Below are 26,105 nucleotides of genomic sequence, written 5' to 3'. Positions count from 1 at the left end.
GAATTCAATGGCTACTTATGAAGATTTTTTAAAACTTGACATAAGAGTGGGAAAGATAATTGAAGTTGAAAATTTTCCTAAAGCAAAAAAACCTGCCTATAAGTTAAAAATTGACTTTGGTGAATTAGGTATTAAAAAGTCTAGCGCTCAAATAACAAAGTTATATAAAAAAGAAGATTTGTACAATAAATTGGTAGTGTGTGTAGTAAATTTTCCACCCAAACAAATTGCAGACTTCGTATCCGAAGTTTTAGTACTAGGAGTAGATGATGAAGAAGGAAATGTAGTATTGCTTCAACCAGAAAGAAAAGTAAAAATAGGGAATAAAATTTACTAGAAGGTGGTAAATAGTGAAATTTTTAAGCGTTAACTTAGGTAAACTTGTGAATATATCTTGTAAAATAACAGGAAAAGGTGGAACATCTTTACCTGGAAAAATAGCTCTGAAATCTGATTCTAAATTAATAAAAAAGTTAATTGAACCTATAAAAGAAAACAAAGTAATAATAACAGGTACAAATGGCAAAACTACAACTTCTGGATTAATAGCCTATATTTTGGCCATTTCTGGGAAAAGTGTTGTACACAACAAAGAAGGAGCAAATATGAAAACTGGAATTGCGACTGCTTTAATAAAAAACAGCAATTTTTTAGGTAATTTAGATAAAAATGCAGCTGTTTTCGAAGTAGATGAAGCTAACATGCCTGTAATTATTGAAGAAGTAAAACCTAACATTGTAGTAATAACAAATTTTTTTAGAGACCAGCTAGATAGATACGGAGAACTGGACACAACAGTAGAAAAAGTAAAAGAAGCCCTTTTAAAACTGCCTGAAGACTCTATAGTTCTGTTAAATGCTGATGAACCTTTTACAGCTTCAATAGGAGATGAGATAAAATCGAAAGTCTTTTACTATGGAATTGAAGACAACCTTGAAGGAATTAACTCCTCTTCTTTTGAACAAAAATACTGTCCAATTTGTGGCCACAAATATAAATACAAAAGAATATATTACGGACAACTAGGAGATTATTACTGCCCTAATTGTGGCAAAAAGCGACCAAACCCTCATTTTAAAGCTACTAATATATTTTTAAATGAAGATGGAATAAATTTTAATCTATACTATAAAGATAAAATTCTTACATTTAAAAGTAGATTAATTGGCATATACAATGTTTATAATTTATTAGCAGCTATATCCGCTGGCATTTTGTTGAACATAAACTTTAGCACTATATCAAAAGCAACAGAAAGCTATTGGCCTATAGAAGGAAGATTACAAAAAACTAAAATAAAAAACAAAAAGGCGATAATAAATTTAATCAAAAACCCAATCGGTTTTGAAAGCACTTTAAATATGTTATCTCAATTTAATAAACCTCTAAACCTTTTAATCTCTATAAATGATAACTACGCTGACGGAAGAGATGTGTCCTGGTTGTGGGACGTAAACTTAGAAGACTTTTTATCAAAAACAAAGGTAAATTATATAATAACTTCTGGTTTAAGAGCTGAAGACATGGCAGTAAGACTAAAATATGCAAACTTTGATATTAATAAAATAAAAGTCATAAACTCTATAGATAAAGCTCTTGATACAATATCTGGGCTAACTAAGGAAGAATTAATAGCAGTACTTCCCAATTATACATCCCTTTATGAGGTAAATAAATATTTAAACTCACAGGAGGACAAAAAATGAAACTTGTCATTGGCCATATGTATCCAGACTTATTAAATTTATACGGGGACTTGGGAAATATTTTGGCATTAAAAAGAAGATGTGAGTGGCGAAACATTGAAACCGAAGTAAAATCAATTACAGTAGATTCAAACACGAATTTTGCTGATATAGATATACTTTTTTTAGGAGGTGGATCTGATAGAGAACAAAAAATTGTAAGCGACGATTTAACAATTAAAAAGGGAAAAAATCTTAAAACAGCTATTGAAGACGGTTTAACAGTATTAGGTATATGCGGTGGGTATCAACTTTTAGGAAATTATTATCAAACCTCAAAAGGTGATAAATTAGAAGGTGTTGGTATATTAGATATGTGGACTATTGCTTCTACCAAAAGGATGATAGGAAATGTGGTAATTGAAGCAAATATAAATAGAAAAAGCTTCAAAATGGTAGGCTTTGAAAATCATTCCGGAAAAACCTATCTTGGAAAATCTAATCCTTTAGGAAAAGTAATAATTGGAAGTGGAAATAATGGAGAAGATAAAACAGAAGGATGCATTTATAAAAATGTGTATGGAACATATCTCCATGGCCCAGTACTTCCCAAAAATCCCGAATTTGCAGATATTTTAATTGAAAATGCTTTAAAGAGAAAATATGGAAAAGTAGAATTAATTCCCTTGGATGACTTTTTAGAACAACACGCTAAACAATCTTTGATAGAAAGATTTGTAAAAAAATAGAGGCAAAATACCTCTATTTTTTTAACTCAAACACACAACTTTCCCTATCAAATTTTTCGCCGTTTATCTTAACCTCTTTAATATCATCAAAATTTTTAAATATAAATTTATACTTTTTAACTCCTTTGTCATAGCCAAAGTGAATTTTATCAAATTTTATATCCATTCTTCCTTCTTTATAACAAAAACTTATATCAAAGAGGTTATAAACCCCTTTAGTATAAGCGAAAGATTCTCCATCATCTTCATAATGGAGATAATGTCCCTCTTTCCCTTTGTATATCTCCACTGTTAATTCTTCCAGCTTCTTTTCCCCTATAAAAGACTGAGGCTGCTGTTTTAACAGTATTCCTCCTTCTTTTACAAAAAGAGGTATTACATCTATAGGAGCATCCACAAGGTAATAGTTTTTTCCTTTGAATTCTTTTCCCGTCCAGTAATCATACCAGATTCCTTCAGGTAAATAAACCTCTCTTCTTTCTTTTGAAGGAAGATATACAGGAGCAACTAAAAGACCTTCTCCCAACATAAATTCATCGTATATCTTATGAGTATTTTCATCTCCTTGATACTCAAAAACCAATGGCCTCATGATAGGATAACCTTTTTGAGAGGCGATGTAAAACAAATCATATAAGTAAGGTAAAATTTCATATCTTATTTTTATATATTTTCGAGAAATATCTTCTGCTCTTTTACCAAAAGACCATGGCTCTTGGTCTTTTGTTCCTATTGCAGAATGCACTCTTAAAAAGGGAGTAAAGGTAGCTGCCTCTATCCACCTTATAAAAAGTTCTTCATAGCAATCTCCTTCAAATCCTCCAACATCTGCTCCTGCAAACGGTTGTCCAGATAAACCTATGTTCATTATCATTGGCATCATCATAAGAAGGTGTTCGTACAAGCTTCTATTATCCCCCGTCCACATTGCCGCATACCTTTGTATTCCTGAAAAAGCAGCTCTTGTCAAAACAAAAGGCCTTTCATTAGGTCTTATTCTTAGTAAACCATCTCTTGTTGCCATTGCCATATAATTTGCATAGACATTGTGAACCTCTTTGTGAAGTACCTTTTCTCCATCTAAAATATGAATATTATCCTCTGGCATAGTTTTAGTAGGAGTTTCAAACACAGCTGGCTCATTCATATCATTCCATATACCATCAATGCCATCATTTATAAATTCTCTGTGCTTTTCACCCCACCAATATCTCACTTCTTCTTGTAAAAAGTCAGGAAAACAAGCTTCCCCTGGCCATACTTTTCCAACGTAGGTTATACCATACTTATCCTTTACAAAATAACCCTTTTCAATTCCTTCTCTGTAAACATGGTAGTTGTAATCTCTTTTAACTCCTGGATCTACAATTGTCACTACTTTAAATCCCATTTCTTTAAGCTGCTTTAGCATTTCTTTATAATTTTTAAATGTATCTTTATTCCATGTGAAAACTCTATATCCTTCCATATAATCTATATCGAGATATATCACGTCACAAGGAATATCTTTTTCTCTAAAAGTTTTTGCAATTTCCAATACTTTCTCCTGTGGAGTATAGCTGTACCTGCTCTGCTGATTTCCCAATGCCCATAAAGGTGGAAGATTTATCCTTCCAGTGAGATATGTATAATTCTCTACAACCTCTTTTATGTCTTCTCCATAAATAAAGTAATAATTCATTTGACCTCCATAGGCCCCAAAATAATAGTATTCTTGGCTTTCCTGTCCCATATCAAAAAAAGACCTAAAGCTATTGTCCAAAAATATTCCGTAAGTGTGATAATCGTTTATTCCTATGAAAAAAGGGTAAGACTCATATAAAAGTTTTGTAGTCTGGTTGTGAGTCATAAATTCATCTGTATTCCACATCTCTAACCTTTCGCCTTTTTTGTCGAGATATCCTGCTTTTTCTCCAAAACCGTAAAAATGGTCTTCTCTTAACTTTTTATAGCATCTAACATCTGTTTCACTAAATTTTACTCCTCCATTGTAATCCTCATTAATCATATTTTCATTTTTATCTAAGAAACTCACAGAAAGGTCATTTTTGTTTATTTTTACTTTTAAAGAATTAGTTTCAATTAATATACCTTCTAATTCCTCACTTATACTAAACTCAGGAATATCGTATTCTTTTCTTTCTATTGCAATTGTATCTTTCCTTTTTTCTTCTTTATCACTTACAAAAACGTTAATAATCTTATCGCTTAATACCCTAAGCTCTAACTTTCTTTCTTTATTTCTCAAAATAATTCCTTCTGATGTTTTTTGATACAATTTAATACCTCCCTATTCCTCTATTTTTTGTGTCCTTCTTATAAGGGTAAAAGCAGAAATTGGTGATAGATAAATAATACTTCTCTTATCCCTTTCTGTGATTATAAAAGACTTCGGCTTTTCGTCAGAAATTCTGACAACAAATCCCTCTTCTTCAGCTATCTTCAAAAATTGCACAGTAGCCTCCGACGTAGTTACAACACTCATGTCAAAAATAGCTATAATGTCTTTATCAGGGACTACTACGTTGCCGCCTAAATGGACGTACATTTTTTGACCCCCTATTCTTTAATGACAGACCCATTAGATATCTTAAAATAACAATCTCCTTTTAAATCTCTTTTTGTAGTATGGGTTATAAAAGTCTGAAAACCCTGTAATTTTTCTAAGATATATTTCTTTCTATTTTCATCTAACTCTGACATTACATCATCTAGAAGCAGTATGGGTTTTTCACCAGTTTCCTTTTTTAAAATTTCAAACTCTGATAATTTAAGGCATAAAGCCACTGTTCGCTGTTGACCTTGAGAAGAATATACTCTCGAATCATATCCGTTTATAATAATCTTAAAATCTTCCCTATGAGGCCCAACTTGTGTTGTAAGATACTTTAAATCTAAATCTATATTCTTTAATAGTTTTTCTTTTAATCTTTTTTTAACTATTTTTTCATCTGAAGCATCCTTAAGTCCAACACTATTTAGGTAGACAATTTCTGCTGTTTCATTGGAAATTTCAAGTAAAAATTTTTTTATATTAATTTCTATATTTTTTAAATAATTTTGTCTCACCACAATTATTTTTGCCCCGTATTCAACTAATTGGTCATCAAAAATTTCTAATATATTTTTACTTTTCCCTTCTTTTATGTTTTTTAATAGCTTATTTCTATTTATCAGTATTTTATTATATTGCATGAGGTTATAAAGATAATTCTTTTCAACGATAGATATACAAGAATCTAAATATTTTCTGCGATGGGAAGGTCCTTCTTTTATTATGTTTAAATCTTCAGGAGAAAAAATGACTGTTAAAAGTTGACCTAAAAGTTCAGAAGCCGACTTTATTTTATTGCCATTTATTTTAATGACTTTATTTTCTTTTTTCTTGTATCCAAATTCTATTTTTTTATCGTTATTTTCTTGACAAATTATTGCTTTTACATAAAAATAATCTTCTCCAAATTTTATCAGTTGTGTAGTTTTACTTCCTCTAAAAGACCTTCCCATACTTAAAAGCCTAATACTTTCTAATAGATTGCTCTTTCCTTGTGCATTTAAACCATAAAATATATTTATTCCTTCGCAAAATTCTATTTTTTGCTTTTGTAAATTTCTAAAATTGTCGACAAATAGCTCCTTCACATACAAGTTAAATTCCTCACTTTATGATATAAGTTTTACCCTCTACCTCAATTATATCATTTTTGCGAAGTTTTTTACCTCTTTTTAATTCTATTGAGCCATTTACTTTAACTTTTCCTTCTAAAACAAATTGCTTTGCTTGTCCTCCAGTCTGACATATTTTCATATACTTTAAAAATTGCCCTAAAGTAATATGTTCCGTCTCTATAGGCACTTCTATCATTTAAAAAACACCTCTTATTTTTAATTGAGCTTTACAGGAAGTATCATATAAAGATAATCTTTACTTCCTATAGGTTTTATTATTAACGGATTTATACTATTTATGAAATAAAGTGTTATTTCCTCTTCATCGATAGCTCTTAAAGAATCCAATAAATATCTTGAGTTAAAAGCGATCTCAAGAAAGATTCCTTTTACATCGACTTCTATCTTTTCTACCATTTTACCCTTTTCAGAATTAGAAGAGACAGTAATAAATTTATCACCAATCTCAAACTTAATCAAATTATTTTTGCTTTCTGCAATTAGTGAAGCTCTTTCAATACTTTCAGTTAAAACTTCTCTTTTGACTACCACTTCAGTCTTATAATCTTTAGGTAAAACAGCATTATAGTTTATAAAGCTTCCTTCTAAAAGCCGCGATATTACCTTTGTATTTTCAATTTGGAATAACACTTGATTAGCAGTGTGGTATATCTCTATCTCCGTTTCCTCATCTTTTAAGATTCTGTATATCTCTTCTAAAGTTTTACCTGGAATTACTATAGAATATTTTTCTATATCCTCTTCAAAGAATTTTTCCTCACTCTGATAAGAATATATAGCCATTCTAAATCCATCTAAAGCTACTGCTTTAACTTCATTTTGAAACACTTCAAATAGAACACCTGTCAAAATAGGTCTTGTTTGCTCCTGGGCAATACAAAAGACCGTTTTTCTTATTAAGTCTTTTAGAATATTTTGCGTCAACTTAAAAGAATTTTCTTTAGATACTTTAGGAATTTCAGGAAACTCTAAAGCATCACTTCCTGCAATAGTGAAATTTATACTATCGCAAACTACATTTACTGTGTTTTGAGAATCACTTTCTATTTTTACATCTCCCTCAGGCAATTTCCGAACTAATTCCGAAAAAATTTTTGCAGGTACTACTATTTCACCCTCTTCTTCTACCACCGCAGGAATTTGACATTCTATTCCTATGTCCAAATCAGTTCCTGAAAATTTGACCTGACTTTTTAAAGCCGAGATTTTTATACCTTGAAGAATAGGAAGAGTAGTACGGGAGGATACCCCCCTTATTGCAATATTTACTCCTTCAAATAATGAATTTTTGTCACACACGAATTTCATTTTTTTCACTCCTGTTTTTGAGAATATTTTTTGAATCAAATCATATAATAGATAAGATAAACACTTAGTAGTCGTAGTAATAGAAAGTGTTATTTTGTTAGTAAGAGTTTGTAAAGCAGAGAAAAAGTCGATAATTGTCTGTGAATAACTTTTGGACAATTATTTAAAATTATTAACAATATTCACAGACAAAAAATTTTAAAACATATAAACAGGGTTATCCCTGTTTATATGTTAAAAACCTTTTATTCTCTTTTTAAGTTCTTCAATCTGCCTTGAGAGAAGTTCATCTTGTTTTATTTCACTAGAGATTTTTTCATAGGCATGGATTACAGTAGTATGGTCTTTTCCAAATTCTTCTCCTATCTTTGGAAGAGATAAATCTGTCAGTTCTCTCGCTAAGTACATTGCAATTTGCCGCGGATAAGCTATGTTTTTTGTCCTTTTGCGGGACCTGAAATCTTCTAGTTTTATGTTATAGTACTTGCAAACTTCTTCTTGTATGAGTTTTACAGTTATTTCTCTCGTTTTATTGGATACAATTTCTTTTAAAGCATGCTTAGCTAATTCTAAATCTATATTAGATTTTGTAAGATTTGAAAAAGCTACGATTCTTATTAACGCTCCTTCTAACTCTCTTATGTTTGATTGGATTTTTTCTGCCACATAAGCTAAAACTTCGTCGGGTATATTTAGATTTTCTGATTGAGCTTTTTTCTTAAGTATTGCAATTCTTGTTTCATAATCTGGTGGCTGTATATCCGCAATTAAACCCCATTCAAACCTTGACCTTAGTCTCTCTTCTAAAGTTGGAATTTCTTTTGGTGGTCTATCACTGGAGATAACTATTTGCTTGTTGGCTTCGTAAAGAGTGTTAAAAGTATGGAAAAATTCTTCTTGAGTTCGTTCTTTTTTTGCTATAAATTGAATATCATCTATTAGAAGGACGTCAATGTTTCTGTACTTGTTTCTAAATTCTTCGTTTTTGTCGTCTTTTATGGAGTTAACCAGCTCATTTGTAAACGTTTCTGACGTAACGTACATTATTTTGTAACCACTTTGATGTTTATTGATAAAGTGCCCTATTGCATGCATTAAATGGGTTTTACCTAAACCCACTCCTCCATAAATAAATAAAGGGTTATACGCTTTTGCAGGAGCTTGAGCTACTGCAAGACATGCAGCGTGAGCAAGTTTATTGCTGTTTCCAACTACAAAAGTATCAAAAGTATATTTTGGATTTAGGGTGGAAAGAGTAGTGGATTCAGTTAAGTTTTCTTTTTCGATAGATTCTTTAATTTCTCTATATTCTTCTTCGTCTTCTGACAATATTTTTATGTTGTATAGTTTATTTGAGGCTTTTGAAGCAGCATCATAGATGATATTTATATATCTTCCATTTATTATATTTTTTGTAAAAGTGTTAGGGGTACTTAAAAATAGTACATCATCAATGATTGCTAATGGTTTTATGTGAACTAACCAAGTGTTATAGCTGGTGGGGGTAAGCTCACTTTTTATGACTTCCACTATCCTCTCCCATGTTTGGCGATGATCTCCATACATTGTATGACCTCCTAAGCCCATCAATAAAATGTGGATAACTTATTTAAAAGGGTGGTATAATATATATCGGTTTAATTTGGTTGTTAGTAAATTAGATTTGATTTTGTGAATTTTTTAATTTGATAACTTTTGCAAAAACACATATACATATATTGTTGATAAAAAATATTTTAATAAAAAAATAGATAAAAAAATTAAAATACCTACATTATAAGTATAATGAATAAGAAAACTAACATTGAAATAACAACTTATCCACAAATTTATCAACAACATGTGAATAAGTTGTTATTTTTGTGGCTACAATTTATTTAAGTTATCAACAGTTTAATTTTATAATAACAAATTATCAACAGATTATCAATAAGAAAAATAATTTTGTCTACAGCTGGGTGTAGATAATTCTTAGGTTGTTGATAATTTTCTTATTTTAAAAAGTCTTGTTGACATCCTCCTTAATTAACGTTATAATTTTTATAGCATTTTTTAGGTTTTAGGAGGTGTGGCAATGCTTCGCACTTATCAACCCAAAAAAAGACATAGAAAAAAAGTACACGGTTTTAGAAAGAGGATGTCTACCAAAAGTGGTCGCAATGTTTTAAAAAGAAGAAGACAAAAAGGTAGACATAGATTGACAGCGTGAGGCCTTTAGGGCCTTTTTTACAATCCGGAGGTATAAATGAGTAACAAGATTGTAAAAATTAAAAAGAGTTATGAATTTAAAAAGGTTTATTCAAATGGCAAATCTGTTGCTAATCAGTTAATTGTAATGTATTTTATGGAAAATAATTTGGGCTTTAATAGAGTTGGCTATTCAGTGAGTAAAAAAATAGGTAAAAGTGTTGTAAGAAATAGAGTTAGAAGGCTTTTACATGAAAGTTTTAGACTTTTAGATATTGAGTTAAAAACAGGTTTTGATATAATTTTTGTCGCAAGAGGGAAAATTGTAGAGGCTGATTTTCACACTTTAAAAAGTTCTATTAAAAAATTAATTATGAAAACACCTATTTATGCGGGGAATGAAAAATGAAAAATGTTGTTATTTTTTTAATTAAGGTGTATCAAAAATATATTTCGCCTATGAAGCCAAGGACCTGTAGATTTTATCCAACTTGTTCTCAATATTCTATAGAAGCAATATCAAAATATGGACTTTTAAAAGGCGGGATTATGTCTATTTGGAGAATTTTAAGGTGCAATCCCTTTAATCCTGGGGGATATGACCCTGTAAAATAAACTTTTGGAGGTATATTATGGCAACAATTGCTATGTATTTAGGACAATTGTTAGAATTTATACATCATTATGTAGGAAATTATGGTATTGCTATAATTATTTTTACTATTTTAATAAGGATACTTCTTTTGCCTTTTTATATGCAGCAAATGAGTACGATGAAAAAGATGAAAGAAATACAGCCTCTTGTGCAGGAGCTTCAGAAGAAGTATGCTAAAGACCCTCAAAAATTAAATATGGAAACAATGAAATTGTATCAAGAGAAGAAAGTAAATCCCTTTGGCGGATGTTTACCTATGCTTTTGCCTTTGATAATATTGTGGCCACTTTTTGCGATGCTTAGAACTTATCCGGCTTTTTCAACTGCTTCTTTTTTATGGATGCATAGTCTTGCGCAAAAGGACCCTTATTATATAATTCCTATTTTAGCTGCTGTAACTACTTATATATCTTCTGCCATGATAGCAACGGACAAAAGTCAAAATTCTATGAATATAATGATGTCAATCTTTATGGGGTGGGTAACTGTTTCTTTGCCAGCAGGTATAGGAATATATTGGGTTACAAGTAATATATTTCAAATAGTGCAGCAGTATATTTTTATGAGAGAGACCAATACTGCTAAGGGGGAATCATAAGTTGAAAGAGCTTATAAGGACAGGCAAGACGGTGGAAGAAGCTGTAAATCTTGCTTTGCAGGAATTTGGTGTACCGAGGGAAATGGTAGAAGTAGAAGTGTTAGATGAAGGGGGTAAAGGTTTTCTAGGTCTTATAAGCAAGCAGGCAATAGTTAAAGTGATTTTAAAAGATGTAGTAAAGGAGAGTGCTAGAAATTTTTTAAAACAAGTAATTGAAGCGATGAAATTAGATGTTAAATTTGATATAGAAGAAGATGAGGATACTATAAAGTTTAATTTATATGGAAAAAATGTAGGGTTGCTGATAGGTCATAGGGGAGAGACATTAGATTCATTGCAATATCTTGTAAATATTGTTGCCAGCAAGTATAGAGAATATGATAGATATAGAAGAATTATATTAGATGCAGAAAATTATAGGAAAAGAAGGGAAGAGACTCTAATTAGGCTTGCAAAAAAATTAGCCAAACAAGTAATGGAGACAAAAGAAAGCATTGAGTTAGAGCCGATGAGCCCTAATGAAAGACGAATAATTCACATGGCTTTGCAGGACCATCCTTATGTAGAGACTTATAGTGAAGGAGAGGAGCCTAACAGAAGAGTTATAATAGCTTTAAAATAATACCCTGTCAAGGGGATTTTTTTATATTTGTGATTGAAAAGCCAAAAATATTGGTATATTATTTTATAAGATAATTTTTTGGTTGGTGATGAAAATGGTTTTTGATACAATTGCAGCTATTTCCACTTTTCCAGGGGAAGCAGGAATTGGAATAGTTAGAATAAGTGGTGATGATGCTTTAGAAATAATTTCAAAAATTTTCAAGCCCTATAAGCCCAAAGATATAAAAAAGGTAAAAAGTCATACTTTACATTATGGACATATAGTAGACCCTGAAACAGAAGAAGTATATGACGAAGTTTTAGTATCTATCATGAAAAAACCTAATACCTATACAAAAGAGGATATAGTTGAAGTAAATTGTCATGGAGGTATAGTAATTACCTCTAAAATTTTGGAATTAATATTAAAACAAGGTGCTCGTTTGGCCGAACCAGGGGAATTTACAAAAAGAGCCTTTTTAAATGGGCGAATTGATTTATCTCAAGCCGAAGCAGTTATAGATATAATTAGCGCTAAGACTATGCTTGCTAATAAATACGCCCAGAAACAGTTGGCTGGATATGTGGGAAGTAGAATAAAGGAAATTAAAGATAAAATTATGGGTCTGTTAGTTCATCTTTTAGCTTTAATAGATTTTCCTGAAGAGGATGTGGAGGAACTAGAGAGAAAAGAAATGTTAGAAACTTCTAAGGAAATAGTGGAAGATATCGATAAACTTATAGCATCTTCTGAAAGTGGAAGGATTATAAGAGAAGGACTTAAAACTGCCATAATTGGTAAACCGAATGTTGGTAAATCATCTCTTTTAAACGCTTTATTAAAAGAAAATAGAGCTATTGTCACAGATATACCAGGAACTACCAGGGATATTATTGAAGAATATGTTAATGTAAAGGGTATTCCAATAAAACTTATTGATACAGCAGGAATTAGAGATACAGACGAATTGGTGGAAAAAATAGGGGTTGCTAAAAGTAAAGAAGTTCTGGGTGAAGCAGATTTAATATTGTTTGTGCTGGATTCCTCAAGAGAGTTAACTAAAGAGGACTATGAAATTTTCGATATTTTAACAGGTAAAAACATCATATTTGTGCTGAATAAGATCGATCTACCTAAAAAAATTGATGAAAAAGAATTAAAAAATCTTACCAAAGATGGTATAATAATAGAGGTTTCGACTGTTGAAAAAATTGGGTTGGAAGAATTAGAAAACACCATTTATAATTTGGTGTTTAGAGGAGACATAAGTGTGAGTGAAGATGAAATAGTCATAAATTCGCGGCACAAAGAAGCACTTATCAATGCTAAAAGTTATATAGAAAGCTGTGTTAATGCTATCGAAAGGGGGTATAGTGAAGACCTAATTACAATTGATTTGCATTCTGCTCTTGACCAATTAGGTAAAATTACTGGAGAGACGGCAACTGAGGATTTAATAAATGAAATTTTTGAGAGATTTTGTGTGGGAAAGTAGGTGAATGTATGAATTTTATTGCAGGTGAATACGATGTTGCAGTGGTAGGGCTGGGACATGCGGGCAGTGAAGCTGCTCTCGCCTGTGCAAGGTTGGGCCTTAAAACGGTAGGTTTTGCTGTAAACTTAGATTCTATTGCTTTGATGGCTTGTAATCCTTCTATCGGAGGCCCTGCCAAAGCCCAGTTGGTGAGAGAGATTGACGCTTTAGGTGGAGAAATGGCTATAAATACAGACAAATCGCTACTACAAATTCGCACTTTGAATACAAGTAAAGGCCCTGCTGTAAGGTCTTTGAGGGCACAAGTTGACAAAAAACTTTACCAAGCAAACATGAAGTACACTTTAGAAAGACAAGAAAACCTTGATATAAAACAGGCGGAAATTGTAGACATTTTGGTAGAAGATAACAAAGTTACAGGGGTTGTAACAAAATTAGGTGCGATATATAAATGTAAGGCTTGTATTATTACTACAGGTACTTTCTTGAAAGGAAGAGTTATAATTGGCGATGTGAGTTTTGCAAGTGGGCCTAGTGGACTTTTTCCAGCTAATGAGCTTTCTGAGACTTTAAAAAGATTAGGCTTTAAGTTGATGAGATTTAAAACAGGTACTCCTGCAAGAGTTGATAAAAGAAGTATTGATTTTTCCAAGATGGAAATACAGCCAGGGGATGAAGTAATTACTCCTTTTTCCTATATGCATGATAAAATCGAAATAGAACAGTTACCCTGTTGGCTTACTTATACTAATAAAAGAACTCATGAAATAATAATGGCGAATATTGACCGCTCTCCTCTTTTTAGTGGAGAAATAACAGGGGTAGGAGTAAGATACTGTCCTTCTATTGAAGATAAAGTTGTAAAATTCCCCCATAAAGAAAGGCATCAAATTTTTATTGAACCAGAAGGACTAAATACTTATGAAATGTATGTACAAGGTATGTCTTCTAGTTTGCCCGAAGATGTACAACTTGAATTTTTGAGGACTGTTCCCGGTCTTGAGAATGTAAGAGTGATGAGGCCAGCTTACGCTATTGAATACGACTGTATAGACCCAACGCAATTAAAAGCTACTTTAGAATCTAAAAAAATTGAAGGATTATACTTTGGAGGACAAGTCAATGGCACATCTGGATATGAAGAAGCAGCTGCTCAAGGTTTGATGGCGGGAATAAATGCTGCTATGAAGCTTTTAAACAAACCTCCTGTAATTTTAGATAGGTCTCAAGCTTATATAGGAGTGCTAATTGATGATTTAGTGACAAAAGGTACAAATGAGCCTTATAGGATGCTTACTTCGAGAGCAGAATATAGACTTTTATTAAGACAAGATAACGCAGATTTTAGATTGACAGAGATAGGGTATGAAATTGGCCTTGTAACAGAAGAAAGATATGGAAAATTTTTAAAGAAGAAGATTCAGTTAGAAAAGGAGATGCAAAGACTTCCTGGTGTCATGGTAAGACCTTCTGAGGAAGTCAACAATTTTCTCATCTCTAAAGGAAGTACTCCTTTAGTTACAGGAGTTGACCTTTATACTTTGCTAAAGCGACCTGAAATTGATTATAAGTCTGTTGAATTTTTGGATAAAAACAGGTCCCATGATATTTTAGATAGTGTGGCTGAACAAATAGATATAAATATTAAATATGAAGGATATATAATGAAACAACTAAGACAAGTTGACCATTTTAAAGCTTTAGAAAACAAAAAAATTCCAGATGATATTGATTATTATCAAATTCATGGTTTAAGCAATGAAGCAAAAGAAAAATTGACAAAAATAAGGCCTACTTCAATTGGACAGGCTTCTCGTATTTCGGGAGTTTCACCTGCAGATATTTCTGTGCTTTTAATTTTTATGGAGCAATTAAGGAGAAATAAAGGCGATGAAGAACAAATCGGTTGATATGCTAATTGAAGGAGCTAAAGAGTGGGGTATATTTTTGGAAATGTTCCATGTGGAACATTTCCAAAAATATTATGCTCTTTTATTGGAATGGAATCAGAAGATGAATTTAACGGCAATTACAGAAGAAAGTGAAGTTGTAATTAAGCATTTTTTAGATAGTTTATCTGCGATTAAGAGTGAAAAAATAAAAGGGGACGAAAAAATTATAGATGTTGGTACAGGGGCTGGTTTTCCTTCTATTCCTTTAAAAATTGTATTTCCTAAATTAAAAGCTACTCTTTTAGATTCTTCCAAAAAAAGAATTATTTTTTTAGAAGAAGTTATAAATAAATTGGATATAAATGAAATAGAATTAATTCACGGACGAGCTGAAGATATAGGCAAAGATATAAAATTTAGAGAGCAGTTTGATTTATCCGTGGCACGAGCTGTGGCACCTTTAAATATTTTATTGGAATATACTCTTCCTTTTGTAAAAGTAGATGGTTATTTTATTGCTTTAAAAGGCCGAGAGATTAAAGAGGAAATAAAAAATAGTCAAAAAGCTTTAAAAGAATTAAAAGGAAGAATTGAAAAAATAGAGGAAGTTAAACTTCCTTATAGTGATATATTACATCACTTAATAATTATCAAAAAAACAGATAAATGTCCTACAAAGTATCCTAGAAGAGCAAATGCTATACAAAGATCTCCTTTATAAAATGAAAGGATAAATATGCTCGAGTATATGTTCTCGTTTCTAAACCGTGCCTAAGGCTTGTTTTGTGGCAGCTTAAAATCGCTATCTTTCTCTCCTGTAGACAAACTTTCAAAACTAGGATATTTTGCAATTGGTGTGACTTGTGACAAAGCGGCCCGGCACTCAAGTAAGAAAGTTTATAAAGCAAAAATAGAAAAACAAGCATACTTACTTGAGTGCCGGAAAACTTAGCAAGACCGAGGGTGGAGGCGGGCACCTTAAGGCATGGCTGCCACCTGACGTAGGTACCCTGCCGGAGCCCGAAGGGAAGCTTATGTTTTGTCGCTTTGAAATATCGGAGTGACGATGCAAAATATCCTATTTTAAAATTTTTTAACTTTGTCAACAAGCTGTAGTCTAAAATTACTTTTAGACTGTTTCTTATTTTTATAAAAATTTTTGTGGTATAATTTTAATATAAATATTCCAAATAACTTACCATTCTTGGAATGAGGGAAAAAAATGTTAAAATTTAGAGCGAGCTTTTTAGTAGCGAGAGTTGTCATTGTTGAAGAAGGAAGAGTTCTCTTAGTAAAACATCAAGAAGGGGAGGAAATAGCATGGGTTTTTCCAGGGGGTAGAGTTGAAGAAAATGAATCAGTAGCAGATGCTGCTATAAGAGAATGTAAAGAAGAGACAGGTTATGACATTAAGTTAAATGGTGTCTGCTATATTCAGGAATATGATATTTACTATGTAACATATTTTTATTCTTCTATTGTTGGAGGAAGATTGACATTAGGAAGTGACCCTGAATTACCTAAAGAGAAACAGGTTTTAAAAGAGGTAAAATGGATTGAACTTAAGGATTTGAAAAACTATCAAGTTTATCCTCAAAAATTGGCTGAGCTTATACAGCAAGAGAATTTTTTTAAAAATCTTATTCCTGTTCCCGAAACTTTTTTATAATTTTTAACAATATATTTGAATTTAAGGAGGAAATTTACATTATATGTCGAATATATATTGTGGAAGAATTTTTTAATTGTTTTAAGAGCGGGGTGTGTAAAAGTGGTACAGGGTAAAACACAAGAAATTTGTTATCTGCCTATTGATTCAATAAGGCCCAATCCATATCAGCCTCGAAAGAACTTTGATATAAAAAATTTACAAGAATTATCAGAATCAATTAAAGCTTATGGAGTATTGCAACCCATTACTGTGAGAATGGTGCACAATAATTTTTATGAGTTAGTAGCGGGGGAAAGGCGGTTAAGGGCTTCTAAATTGGCAGGTCTTGCAGAGATACCAGCAATAATTATAAATGCGCAAGATGAAGATTCGGCTGTTTTAGCTTTAATTGAAAATTTACAAAGAGAAAATCTCAATTTTATTGAAGAGGCAGAAGCATATTACAACCTAATAAACGATCACCATCTAACACAGGAACAATTAGCAAAGATTTTGGGTAAAAGCCAATCAACTATTGCTAATAAATTAAGGATTTTGAAGCTTAGCAAAGAGATAAAAGAACAACTATTGGAAAATGACTTAACGGAGCGACATGCCAGAGCACTTTTGAGACTTCCTGATGAAGAGTTGCAAAAAAAGGCACTAGATGTAATTACAAAGAAAAAATTAAATGTAAGTCAAACAGAAAAATTAATACAAGACATGATAGACAAAATAACAAAGCAACCGGAAGAAGTAAAAAAAGAAAACAAAAAAATGATGAAATTTTATAAAGACATAAGAATTTTTGTAAATACAGTAAAACAAGCTGTAGATTTAATGAAAAAATCCGGTGTGCCGGCGCAGTATATTGAAAATGATAAGGAAGAATATATAGAGTTTGTAATCAAAATTTCAAAAAAGTAAAAGCTTTTTCACCCCCTTTGATAATGTTCCATGTGGAACATTGATATAAACAATGATATAATAGACATATAAGTTTAGCATCCTTAAAGAGGTATTTGTATGCAAAAGGGGGTGAAGGAATGGGTAAGGTTATTGCTATTGCAAATCAAAAAGGTGGTGTAGGTAAAACTACTACAACCATAAACTTAGGATATTCTTTAGCAACACAAGGTAAAAAAGTTTTATGCATAGATATAGACCCTCAAAGTAATATGACGAGTGGCTTTGGGATAAACCCAGCTTCTTTAAAGCACACTACATATACAGTGCTGATTGAAGATGAAGACATAAAAAATGCAATAATACCTTTGCGTGATTTAACAATTTCAATTATTCCATCTAGTATTCAATTGGCAGGAGCAGAAATCGAATTAGTTCCTATGCTTTCACGAGAATATAAATTAAAAAATGCTGTAGATTCAATTAAAGATGGATTTGACTATATATTAATAGATTGTCCTCCATCACTTGGACTTTTGACTATAAATGCTCTTACCGCTGCTGATTCAGTAATTGTTCCAATTCAATGCGAATATTATGCTTTGGAAGGACTTACCCAGCTTATGAGTACAATCAATCTTGTAAAAAAGAGTCTGAACCCTAAATTAGAAATAGAGGGTGTAGTTCTTACAATGTTTAACGCTCGGACAAATTTATCTATACAAGTGGTAGATGAGGTGAAAAAATTTTTTAAAGACAAAGTTTATAGAACAATTATTCCACGAAATATTCGTTTAGGTGAAGCACCAAGTTTTGGAAAACCGATTTCTCTATATGACCCTAATTCTAAAGGAGCAGAGGCATATGATGAATTGGCAGTAGAAGTGATAGAAAGGGCAGGAATATAAAAAATTACGAAGGTGGTGGTGAAATGGCGGGCAAAAAGGGGTTAGGCAGAGGATTACAAGCTCTTATACCGGAATATCGTACAGAGGAATCCCAAGGTGTAGAAACGATAAATATAGCCTATATTCATCCCAATCAATACCAACCGAGAAAACAATTTGATGAAGATAGTTTAAAAGAATTAGCAGAATCTATTAAACAAAATGGAGTTATTCAGCCAATTATAGTAAGAAAAGTAGATTCTGGATATCAGATAGTAGCAGGGGAGAGACGCTGGAGAGCTGCCAGAATTGCGGGACTTTCTGAGATACCAGCAATTGTGAGGGATTTTGATGATTTACAGGTCATGGAAATAGCTTTGATCGAAAATTTACAAAGGGAGGATTTAAATCCCATTGAAGAAGCAAAAGCATATAAAGCATTGATAGAACAATTTAATCTTACACAGGAAGAGATATCTAAAAAAATTGGCAAGAGCCGTTCGGTAATTGCAAATAGCATAAGGCTTTTAAATCTCGACGATAGAGTACAAGAAATGTTAGTTGAAGGAGATATAACGATAGGTCACGCAAAAGTTATACTTTCTTTACCAAATAAAGGTTTACAGTATGAAGCGGCAAAAAAAGTTGCTGAAGAAAATTTAAACGTAAGAGAAACAGAAAACTTGGTGAAAAATCTTTTACGAAAAAATGAAAAAAACTCCCAAAAGACAAAATCAAACAAAATAGATGTACATATTAAAGAAATAGAAGATGGTTTGTGCAGTTTTTTGGGAACAAAAGTAAAGATATCACAAAGAAGTAAAGATAGAGGAATTATACAAATAGAATATTACAGTGAGGAAGATTTGACAAGAATTGTTGAAATCCTTTATGGAAAGGGCTAAAAAGCCTCTTATTTTTATGGAGGCTTTTCAGACTGTAGACAAACTTTCGTAAAGGAGATATTTCGCAATCGATGCGACTTGTTACAAAGTGCTAACAAAACTTAGCAAGACTGAGGGTGGAGGCAGGGCCGAAGCCATGGATGGCGGAGGCTGGCACTAAGACAAGGAGGTCGAATGTGGCCGGTACCCTGCCGGAGCTCGAAGGGGAAGCTTATGTTTTGTCGTTTTAGAACATCGGAGCGACGATGCAAAATATCTCCTTTGAATATTTTTTAACTTTGTCAATAAACTGAGCCTCCTATTTTTATGGAGGCTTCTAATTTTATCCAATTTTGCAACAATTTTACCACTTTTAAAGCAAAACGAGGAATTTAATTAGGTACGTGCAAAATGTCAGCATATTATTTACCTATTAACTTTTGCCACACACTTTAATTAGTTTTTTGTTGCTAATGTGAAAAAATAAATATAAAATATAGTTAGAACTCTAAGAGGAGGTTTGCATATATTATAATATCTGGAGATTTAATTTAAAGGAGATAGGACTATGATTTATTTTGATAATGCTGCTACTTCTTGGCCTAAACCCGATGGAGTGTATAGGGAAGTAGAGAAAGTTTTAAGAAACTGCGGAAACCCTGGAAGAGGCGGACACAAAATGGCACTTGAATCAGGAAGGGTCATTTTTGAAGCTAGGCAAGAGATATGCAGCATTTTCAATATTAAAGACCCTATGAGAGTGGTATTTACATCTAATACAACAGAAGCTTTGAATATTGCGTTAAAGGGCCTTTTGAAAGAAGGTGATCATGTAATAACTTCTAGTATGGAGCATAATTCTATGATAAGACCTCTTATGGCGTTGAAAGAAAAGGGGATAGAAGTTACAATCGTGAAAGCAAATGAGGAAGGAAAGATTGACACTGAGGATATAAGGAAAGCAATTACAACAAAAACAAAAATGATTGCCATAACCCATGCTTCCAATGTGACAGGTACAATAATGCCTATTGAGGAAATAGGAAATATTGCCCGGGAAAGGAATTTAATTTTCTTGGTGGATGCAGCCCAAACGGCTGGAATATTGCCTATAGATGTAGAAAAACAAAACATCGACCTTTTAGCTTTTCCTGGCCACAAAGGATTGTACGGCCCTCAAGGTACAGGAGGATTATATGTAAGAGAAGGTATAGATGTATTGCCTCTTGAAGAAGGGGGAACGGGAAGTAAGTCAGAGTCAATGTATCAACCTGATTTAATGCCAGACAAGTTAGAAAGTGGTACTCCTAATACTCCAGGGATTGCAGGACTAAAAGAAGCGGTGAAATTTGTAAAAAACATAGGTGTAAATGCTATATATCAACATGAAAAAAAGCTTACTAAAGTATTGATAGAAGGATTTGAGCAAATAAAAGAAGTTAAAATATATGGTCCACACGAAATAGAAGAAAGAGTTGGAGTAGTTTCAATAACGTTAAAAGATAGAGATGTAGGAGAAATAAGTTATATTTTGGATAGAGACTTTGACATAGCTACTCGAGCAGGATTACACTGTGCTCCATTAGCCCATTCAACAATTGGCACACTAATGACTGGCACTTTGAGATTTGGAATTGGCTATTTTAACACTGAAGAAGAAGTAGAAAAAGCTATAAAAGCTATTGAAATAATTTCGCGAAAAACATTCTAACGAATTGGAGGAGAAACTTATGCAAAACTTTTTAGACATTATTTCTCAAAATGCTACGATGATTATCCTGTTTTTATCAGTTTTATCAATTATAGAATTAATTTTTATACTTATAATTAATGGGAAATTTTTAAGATTAAACAGGACTTATAATAAGGTAATTAAAACATTGGAAAAAGGAGATGTCTTTGATATTTTTTCTAGAATCCTTACAGAGAATGAAGAGATAAAAAACAAATTAGACAAGTTAAGAATTGATTTAAATTCTTTAGACAAAGAAGGAAAAACAGCAATTAAAAAAGTGGGAATAGTGCGGTATAATGCTTTTCCTGATGTGGGTTCTGACTTAAGCTTTTCTATTGCCCTATTAGATAGCAATGACAATGGTATTGTTTTGTCTGGAATATACGGAAGGAATGAGACGGCTACTTTTGCAAAACCTATTGAAAGAGGGCAATCTAAATATCCTCTTTCTGCTGAAGAAGTACAAGCTATAGAAAGAGCCAAAAGAAAAGCTTTGTAAAAAACAGGGAGTAATAACCTTGATTGCGTTTATTGTGAACCCAGTGGCGGGTGGAGGAAGGGCCTATCGGAAGATTCCAGAAATTAGGAGGATCATGAAAAAGAAATTAATCGATTACAAAATTTTTATAACAAAATATACAGGGGAAGGGAAAATATTAGCGAGAAAAGCAGCTCTTAGTGGATTTAAAGTTGTGGCGGCAGTAGGAGGAGATGGTACTGTACTTGAAGTAGTAAATGGAATAAAAGGTACACAGGCTATATTAGGAATTATTCCTGTAGGGACAGGAAATGATTTTGCAAGATTTTTCCACATACCTAAAAAGTTAGAAAAGGCTATTGATGTGCTTATAATGGGTAATATTAAAATTATAGACGGAGCTGTGATAAACGATATATTAACTTTTGGAAATATTACAAGCACAGGCATTGCTTCTGAAACAGCGGCAATGGCTGTGCGGTTTAAAAAGTTTTTATCTGGAATATGGGTTTATTTAACTGCCCTTTTAAATGTCCTTTTTAAATACAAGCCCTATTCTGTAAAAATAAGAATGGATGATAAAGAGTTAAATAGAGAAATAACAATTTTTGCAGCGGGAGTTTTAAGCTATTATGGAGGCGGCTTAAAGCTTTTGCCGAATGCCGATCCTAATGATGGCTATTTAGATGTCATGATTGTTGACAAAATAAGTAAAATTAAATTATTGGTTTTATTGCCCTTAGTTCTTTTTGGAACTCATACTAAACTTAAAATTGTAGAAGTTTATAGAGCAAAAAAAGTAGAAATAGAGGCAGATCGAGAAGTACCTGTTACTGTCGATGGTGAAATATTATATATCAAAAACCTGGAAATAAAAGTGGAGAAAGATGCAATAAAATTATGCACTCTGTAAATTTAATAGAGTATATTGCGTTAGACTCTCAGGAATAATAAATTATGAAACCTGAGAGTTTATTATTTTTTGGAGGCGGATAAATGGCGGAGAAAGTAAAAGGAAAGTTGGTTATCATAGGAGGAGCAGAAGACAAAGAGAACAAATGTGAAATATTGCAAGAAGTTGTGGGTTTAGCGGGGGGAAGAGAGAGTAGAATAGTTGTAATGACAACAGCCACAGAAAAACCTGTGGAAGTGGGCAATATGTATATTTCTATTTTTAAAAAATTAGGGGCAAATGATGTAAAAGTTGTAAATATAAATTCAAGAGAAGACAAAGAAATAAACTATGCAAGAAATATACTTGAAGATTGCAGTTGCGTTTTTTTTACAGGTGGTGACCAATTGAGGATAACCAGTATTTTGGGAGGAAGTGGCATAGATAAATTGTTAAAACAATTGCACAAAGAAGGAACTTTGATTGTGGGTACGAGTGCAGGGGCTTCGGTGATGTCCCAAACTATGATTGTGGAGGGAAATGATGAAGATTCTCCCAGGAAATGCACTATCAAAATGGCTCCTGGATTAGGTTTATTAAAAGAGGTAATAATTGATCAACATTTTGCACAAAGAGGGCGCATTGGAAGGCTTCTTGCAGCAATTGCTCAAAACCCAAACAATCTCGGAATAGGTATTGATGAAGATACTGCCATAGTTGTAGAAGAAAATGAATTTAGGGTAATAGGGTCAAATGCTGTTACAGTAGTGGAGGGAAGAAAGCTAAAACACTCTAATGTTTCTGAATCAAGTCCTAATGAAATTTTAGCCCTCACCAATGTTATACTTCACATATTGCCATCCGGTTATGGTTATGATTTAGAAAAATGGATACCCAAAGTCAAGCTCAAGGAGGATAAGGTATGATTATTAAAGATATAAGGGTATATCGAGGGAGAAATATATACAGCCATAGACCTGTAATAAAAATGGTAGTAGATATAGAGAGATTGGATATTCCTACAAAAGATATACCCAACTTTAATGAGAGATTGATAAAACGGCTTCCTAACTTATCAAAACATAGTTGTTCTTACGGATATGAAGGGGGATTTCTAAAAAGATTGGAGGAAGGCACCTATTTACCCCATGTGACAGAGCATATAATTTTGGAACTACAAAATATATTAGGATATGATGTAAAATTTGGAAGAGCGAGAAATATAGAAGGAGATTTGTATTATATAATTTATGAATATGGATTAGAAGAGTGTGGCATAAGAGTTGGGAAATTAGCGGTTGAAATGGTAAATAAATTTATACAGGGGGAAGACTTTGATTTAGAAGAAAGGCTAGAAAGAATACGCAATATAATTGCTGAGATAGAACTAGGGCCTAGCACAATGGCTATAAAAAATGAAGCTTTAAAAGGGGGAATCCCGGTTACAAGGGTGGGAAATGGAAGTATTTTGCGGTTAGGTTATGGGAAATATCAAAAAATGATTGAAGGCACAATTTCACAAAATACTAGTTGCATTGCTGTAGACATAGCATCAGATAAAATCTTGACAAAGCAGATCTTAAGAGACCATGGATTTCCTGTGCCGGAAGGAGATGTTGCTTACAATGAAGAAGAAGCGATTGCTATTGCAGAAGAAATTGGATATCCTGTCGCTATAAAACCTTACAACGGAAATCAAGGCAAAGGAGTTCATTTAAAAATAACCAATAAAGAAGAAGTAAGTATAGCCTATAGAAACGCCAAAGCTTACAGTGACCTTGTTATTGTAGAAAAACATATAAAGGGAAAACATTACAGAGTATTAGTTGTAGGTGAAAAAGTAGTAGCGGTAGCTGAAAAAATTCCTGCCCATGTGGTAGGAGATGGAATTCATACTATTGAAGAATTAGTAGAAATAGAAAATAAAAATCCTTTAAGAGGAAAAGGCCATGAAAAACCCCTTACCAAACTCACAATAGATACGATTTCTAAAATGACCCTTAAAAAACAAGGATTTGATCTAGAAAAGATCCCTAAAAAAGGGCAAAAAGTGTTTTTAAGGGAAAGTGCAAACTTAAGTACAGGAGGAATTGCAATAGACAAAACAGATGACATTCACCCATATAACATAGAAATTGCTGTAAGAGCGGCAAAAGCCATTGGTCTTGATATAGCTGGTATAGACATTACAATGGAGGACATAAAAAAGCCTCTAACTAAAGAAAATGGAGCAATAATTGAAATAAATGCATCTCCGGGCATAAGGATGCACCATTATCCTAGCAAAGGTAAACCTAGAAATGTAGCAAAAGCCATTGTAGATATGCTTTTCCCTAAAGGAAGCAAAGCTACCATACCTATTATATCTATTACGGGTACAAACGGGAAAACTACAGTCACCAGGATGACAGCTCATATTTTAAAAACCTATGGCTATATTGTAGGAATGACTTGTACTGACGGCATTTATATCGATGACACCTGTGTCTACAAAGGTGACAATACTGGTCCTAAAAGTGCAAGAACTTGTCTTGCTGATAAAAACATAGATGCTGCAGTGTTAGAAACCGCAAGGGGAGGTATTATAAGGGAAGGTTTAGGTTACGATTTGGCAGATGTAGGGGTAATAACCAATATTTCAGAAGACCATCTTGGAAGTGATGGGATAGAGACTTTAGAAGACCTGGCTTTTGTTAAGGCTTTAGTGGTGGAAGCGGTAAAGGAAGATGGTTATAGTGTTTTAAATGCTGATGACCCGATGACCCCTTATTTGGCCCAAAGGGCAAAAGGGAAAATAATATATTTTTCAATGTACGATAATAACCTCACTGTAAAAAAACATATAGAAAAAGGTGGAATCGCAGTATATGTTAAAGATGGTGTCATCGTTATAGCGAATGGGCAAATAATTCCTGTTGTAAAGATAGAGGAGATTCCTGCAGCTTTGTCAGGGAAAGTTTTGTACAACGTGGAAAATGCTCTTGCAGCTATCGCTGCTTCTTATGGAGTAAAAGTGCCTGTAAATATCATTGCAAAAGGCATAAAGACATTTTACTGTGACACTACACACAATCCTGGGAGGTTTAACTTATTTAATGTGGGCAATTTCCGCGTATTAGTAGATTATGGCCACAACATAGCGGGAATAAAAAGTGTAATAGAAGCAGCACAAAAACTTGATGCAAACAGGCTTATCGGTGTGATTGGAGTTCCAGGAGATAGAATAAATTCCAGCATATTAAAAGTAGGAGAAATTTGTGGTCAAGGATTTGACTTTATATATGTAAAAGAAGATTTAGATTTAAGAGGTAGAAAACCGGGAGAAGTAGCTAAATTATTAGAACAAGGTGCAATAAAAGGGGGTATAGATAGGAAAAAAATAAAGACTATTTTAAAAGAGACAGAAGCATTAAGGGCGGCTATGTACAATGCTGAAGCAGGAGATTTAATAGTAGTCTTTTATGAAAAATATCAGCCAATTATAGAGGTGATAGAGGAGTTTATCAAAAACAAAGATTTGAAAAACATTGAAATAAAATTAGAAAGGGCTTGAGTTTAAGCCCTTCAGACTGTAGACAAACTTTCGTAAAGGAGATATTTTGTATAAGGAGTGACTTGTGACAAAGCGGCAACAAAACTTAACAAGACCGAGGGTGGAGGCAGGGCCGAAGCCAAGGATGGCGGAGGCGGGGATGGCGGAGGCGGGCACCTTAAGGCATGGATGCCGATTGTGCCCGGTACCCTGCCGGAACCTGAAGGTCGAGTTTTAGTTTTGTTGCTTTGGAACATCGGAGCGACGATACAAAATA

Annotated in this window: 26 protein-coding genes; 20 read left to right on the top strand and 6 right to left on the bottom strand. The window is 32.8% G+C overall.

Going from position 1 to position 26,105, the window contains the following annotated elements:
* Positions 1-7: 7 nt before the first annotated feature.
* From BUB32_RS08510 to BUB32_RS08500, 3 genes are read left to right on the top strand one after another with little or no spacing between them, the layout of a single operon-like run.
* Complete coding sequence (locus tag BUB32_RS08510) at positions 8-337, top strand: tRNA-binding protein (protein ID WP_072969020.1); 330 nt, start codon at positions 8-10, stop codon at positions 335-337.
* Positions 338-350: 13 nt separating this feature from the next.
* Positions 351-1,706 (top strand): Mur ligase family protein, encoded by a 1,356-nt coding sequence (locus BUB32_RS08505; protein WP_072969019.1) that lies wholly within the window; start codon positions 351-353, stop codon positions 1,704-1,706.
* Entirely contained in the window at positions 1,703-2,434 is a 732-nt protein-coding gene (locus tag BUB32_RS08500; RefSeq protein ID WP_072969018.1) for a type 1 glutamine amidotransferase, read from the top strand. Before BUB32_RS08505 ends, BUB32_RS08500 begins: the two co-directional genes overlap by 4 nt.
* 13 nt (positions 2,435-2,447) lie before the next feature.
* On the opposite strand, the gene BUB32_RS08495 is transcribed toward BUB32_RS08500, so the two are convergent.
* From BUB32_RS08495 to dnaA, 6 genes are all read right to left on the bottom strand, one after another.
* A complete protein-coding gene (locus BUB32_RS08495; RefSeq protein WP_072969017.1) occupies positions 2,448-4,712 on the bottom strand; it encodes a glycoside hydrolase family 31 protein in 2,265 nt (754 codons plus the stop codon).
* 12 nt (positions 4,713-4,724) lie between these two features.
* Complete coding sequence (gene remB / locus BUB32_RS08490) at positions 4,725-4,982, bottom strand: extracellular matrix regulator RemB (RefSeq protein WP_042834374.1); 258 nt, start codon at positions 4,980-4,982, stop codon at positions 4,725-4,727.
* Between the two features lie 11 nt (positions 4,983-4,993).
* A complete protein-coding gene (gene recF, locus BUB32_RS08485; RefSeq protein ID WP_072969016.1) occupies positions 4,994-6,082 on the bottom strand; it encodes a DNA replication/repair protein RecF in 1,089 nt (362 codons plus the stop codon).
* A 10-nt stretch (positions 6,083-6,092) separates the two neighbouring features.
* Positions 6,093-6,299 (bottom strand): S4 domain-containing protein YaaA, encoded by a 207-nt coding sequence (yaaA, locus tag BUB32_RS08480; protein ID WP_072969015.1) that lies wholly within the window; start codon positions 6,297-6,299, stop codon positions 6,093-6,095.
* 20 nt (positions 6,300-6,319) lie between these two features.
* On the bottom strand, positions 6,320-7,432 hold the full coding sequence (dnaN, locus tag BUB32_RS08475; protein ID WP_042834377.1) for a DNA polymerase III subunit beta: 1,113 nt from the start codon (positions 7,430-7,432) through the stop codon (positions 6,320-6,322).
* Positions 7,433-7,666: 234 nt separating this feature from the next.
* The gene (gene dnaA / locus BUB32_RS08470; RefSeq protein WP_042834378.1) at positions 7,667-8,998 is read right to left on the bottom strand and encodes a chromosomal replication initiator protein DnaA; all 1,332 of its coding nucleotides are present in this window, start codon (positions 8,996-8,998) and stop codon (positions 7,667-7,669) included.
* 508 nt (positions 8,999-9,506) lie between these two features.
* On the opposite strand from dnaA, the gene rpmH reads away from it, so the two are divergent.
* From rpmH to cphA, 17 genes are all read left to right on the top strand, one after another.
* Positions 9,507-9,641 carry a 50S ribosomal protein L34 gene (gene rpmH / locus BUB32_RS08465; RefSeq protein WP_003867410.1) on the top strand — a complete coding sequence of 45 codons (135 nt, stop codon included), beginning with the start codon at positions 9,507-9,509 and terminating at the stop codon, positions 9,639-9,641.
* Between the two features lie 36 nt (positions 9,642-9,677).
* The gene (gene rnpA, locus BUB32_RS08460) at positions 9,678-10,028 is read left to right on the top strand and encodes a ribonuclease P protein component (protein ID WP_072969014.1); all 351 of its coding nucleotides are present in this window, start codon (positions 9,678-9,680) and stop codon (positions 10,026-10,028) included.
* On the top strand, positions 10,025-10,234 hold the full coding sequence (gene yidD, locus BUB32_RS08455) for a membrane protein insertion efficiency factor YidD (protein ID WP_042834380.1): 210 nt from the start codon (positions 10,025-10,027) through the stop codon (positions 10,232-10,234). Before rnpA ends, yidD begins: the two co-directional genes overlap by 4 nt.
* A gap of 17 nt (positions 10,235-10,251) precedes the next feature.
* The gene (locus BUB32_RS08450; protein ID WP_072969013.1) at positions 10,252-10,872 is read left to right on the top strand and encodes a YidC/Oxa1 family membrane protein insertase; all 621 of its coding nucleotides are present in this window, start codon (positions 10,252-10,254) and stop codon (positions 10,870-10,872) included.
* A gap of 1 nt (position 10,873) precedes the next feature.
* The gene (jag, locus tag BUB32_RS08445) at positions 10,874-11,494 is read left to right on the top strand and encodes an RNA-binding cell elongation regulator Jag/EloR (RefSeq protein ID WP_072969012.1); all 621 of its coding nucleotides are present in this window, start codon (positions 10,874-10,876) and stop codon (positions 11,492-11,494) included.
* A 94-nt stretch (positions 11,495-11,588) separates the two neighbouring features.
* A complete protein-coding gene (gene mnmE, locus BUB32_RS08440; protein WP_200773869.1) occupies positions 11,589-12,971 on the top strand; it encodes a tRNA uridine-5-carboxymethylaminomethyl(34) synthesis GTPase MnmE in 1,383 nt (460 codons plus the stop codon).
* An 8-nt stretch (positions 12,972-12,979) separates the two neighbouring features.
* Entirely contained in the window at positions 12,980-14,881 is a 1,902-nt protein-coding gene (gene mnmG, locus BUB32_RS08435) for a tRNA uridine-5-carboxymethylaminomethyl(34) synthesis enzyme MnmG (RefSeq protein WP_072969010.1), read from the top strand.
* Positions 14,862-15,584, top strand: coding sequence for a 16S rRNA (guanine(527)-N(7))-methyltransferase RsmG (gene rsmG / locus BUB32_RS08430; protein WP_072969009.1), 723 nt, complete (start codon positions 14,862-14,864; stop codon positions 15,582-15,584). Before mnmG ends, rsmG begins: the two co-directional genes overlap by 20 nt.
* 501 nt (positions 15,585-16,085) lie before the next feature.
* Entirely contained in the window at positions 16,086-16,532 is a 447-nt protein-coding gene (locus BUB32_RS08425) for an NUDIX domain-containing protein (protein WP_072969008.1), read from the top strand.
* Positions 16,533-16,634: 102 nt separating this feature from the next.
* Positions 16,635-17,441, top strand: coding sequence for a nucleoid occlusion protein (gene noc, locus BUB32_RS08420; RefSeq protein ID WP_072969057.1), 807 nt, complete (start codon positions 16,635-16,637; stop codon positions 17,439-17,441).
* Between the two features lie 119 nt (positions 17,442-17,560).
* Positions 17,561-18,328 carry a ParA family protein gene (locus tag BUB32_RS08415; protein ID WP_072969007.1) on the top strand — a complete coding sequence of 256 codons (768 nt, stop codon included), beginning with the start codon at positions 17,561-17,563 and terminating at the stop codon, positions 18,326-18,328.
* A 23-nt stretch (positions 18,329-18,351) separates the two neighbouring features.
* Positions 18,352-19,212: a ParB/RepB/Spo0J family partition protein gene (locus BUB32_RS08410; RefSeq protein WP_072969006.1), complete on the top strand. Its 861-nt coding sequence runs from the start codon at positions 18,352-18,354 to the stop codon at positions 19,210-19,212.
* 547 nt (positions 19,213-19,759) lie between these two features.
* Complete coding sequence (locus BUB32_RS08405; protein ID WP_072969005.1) at positions 19,760-20,902, top strand: aminotransferase class V-fold PLP-dependent enzyme; 1,143 nt, start codon at positions 19,760-19,762, stop codon at positions 20,900-20,902.
* Between the two features lie 19 nt (positions 20,903-20,921).
* Positions 20,922-21,425 (top strand): DUF4446 family protein, encoded by a 504-nt coding sequence (locus BUB32_RS08400; protein ID WP_072969004.1) that lies wholly within the window; start codon positions 20,922-20,924, stop codon positions 21,423-21,425.
* 19 nt (positions 21,426-21,444) lie between these two features.
* Positions 21,445-22,317 (top strand): diacylglycerol/lipid kinase family protein, encoded by an 873-nt coding sequence (locus BUB32_RS08395; RefSeq protein ID WP_072969003.1) that lies wholly within the window; start codon positions 21,445-21,447, stop codon positions 22,315-22,317.
* Positions 22,318-22,400: 83 nt separating this feature from the next.
* Positions 22,401-23,222 (top strand): cyanophycinase, encoded by an 822-nt coding sequence (locus BUB32_RS08390; protein ID WP_072969002.1) that lies wholly within the window; start codon positions 22,401-22,403, stop codon positions 23,220-23,222.
* Positions 23,219-25,849, top strand: a complete 2,631-nt coding sequence (gene cphA / locus BUB32_RS08385; protein WP_072969001.1) for a cyanophycin synthetase — start codon at positions 23,219-23,221, stop codon at positions 25,847-25,849. Before BUB32_RS08390 ends, cphA begins: the two co-directional genes overlap by 4 nt.
* The last annotated feature ends 256 nt before the right edge of the window (positions 25,850-26,105 follow it).

It is taken from the genome of Thermoanaerobacter uzonensis DSM 18761, assembly GCF_900129115.1.
Taxonomy (GTDB): Bacteria; Bacillota; Thermoanaerobacteria; order Thermoanaerobacterales; family Thermoanaerobacteraceae; genus Thermoanaerobacter; species Thermoanaerobacter uzonensis.
This window is presented reverse-complemented; position numbering and strand designations above follow the sequence as displayed.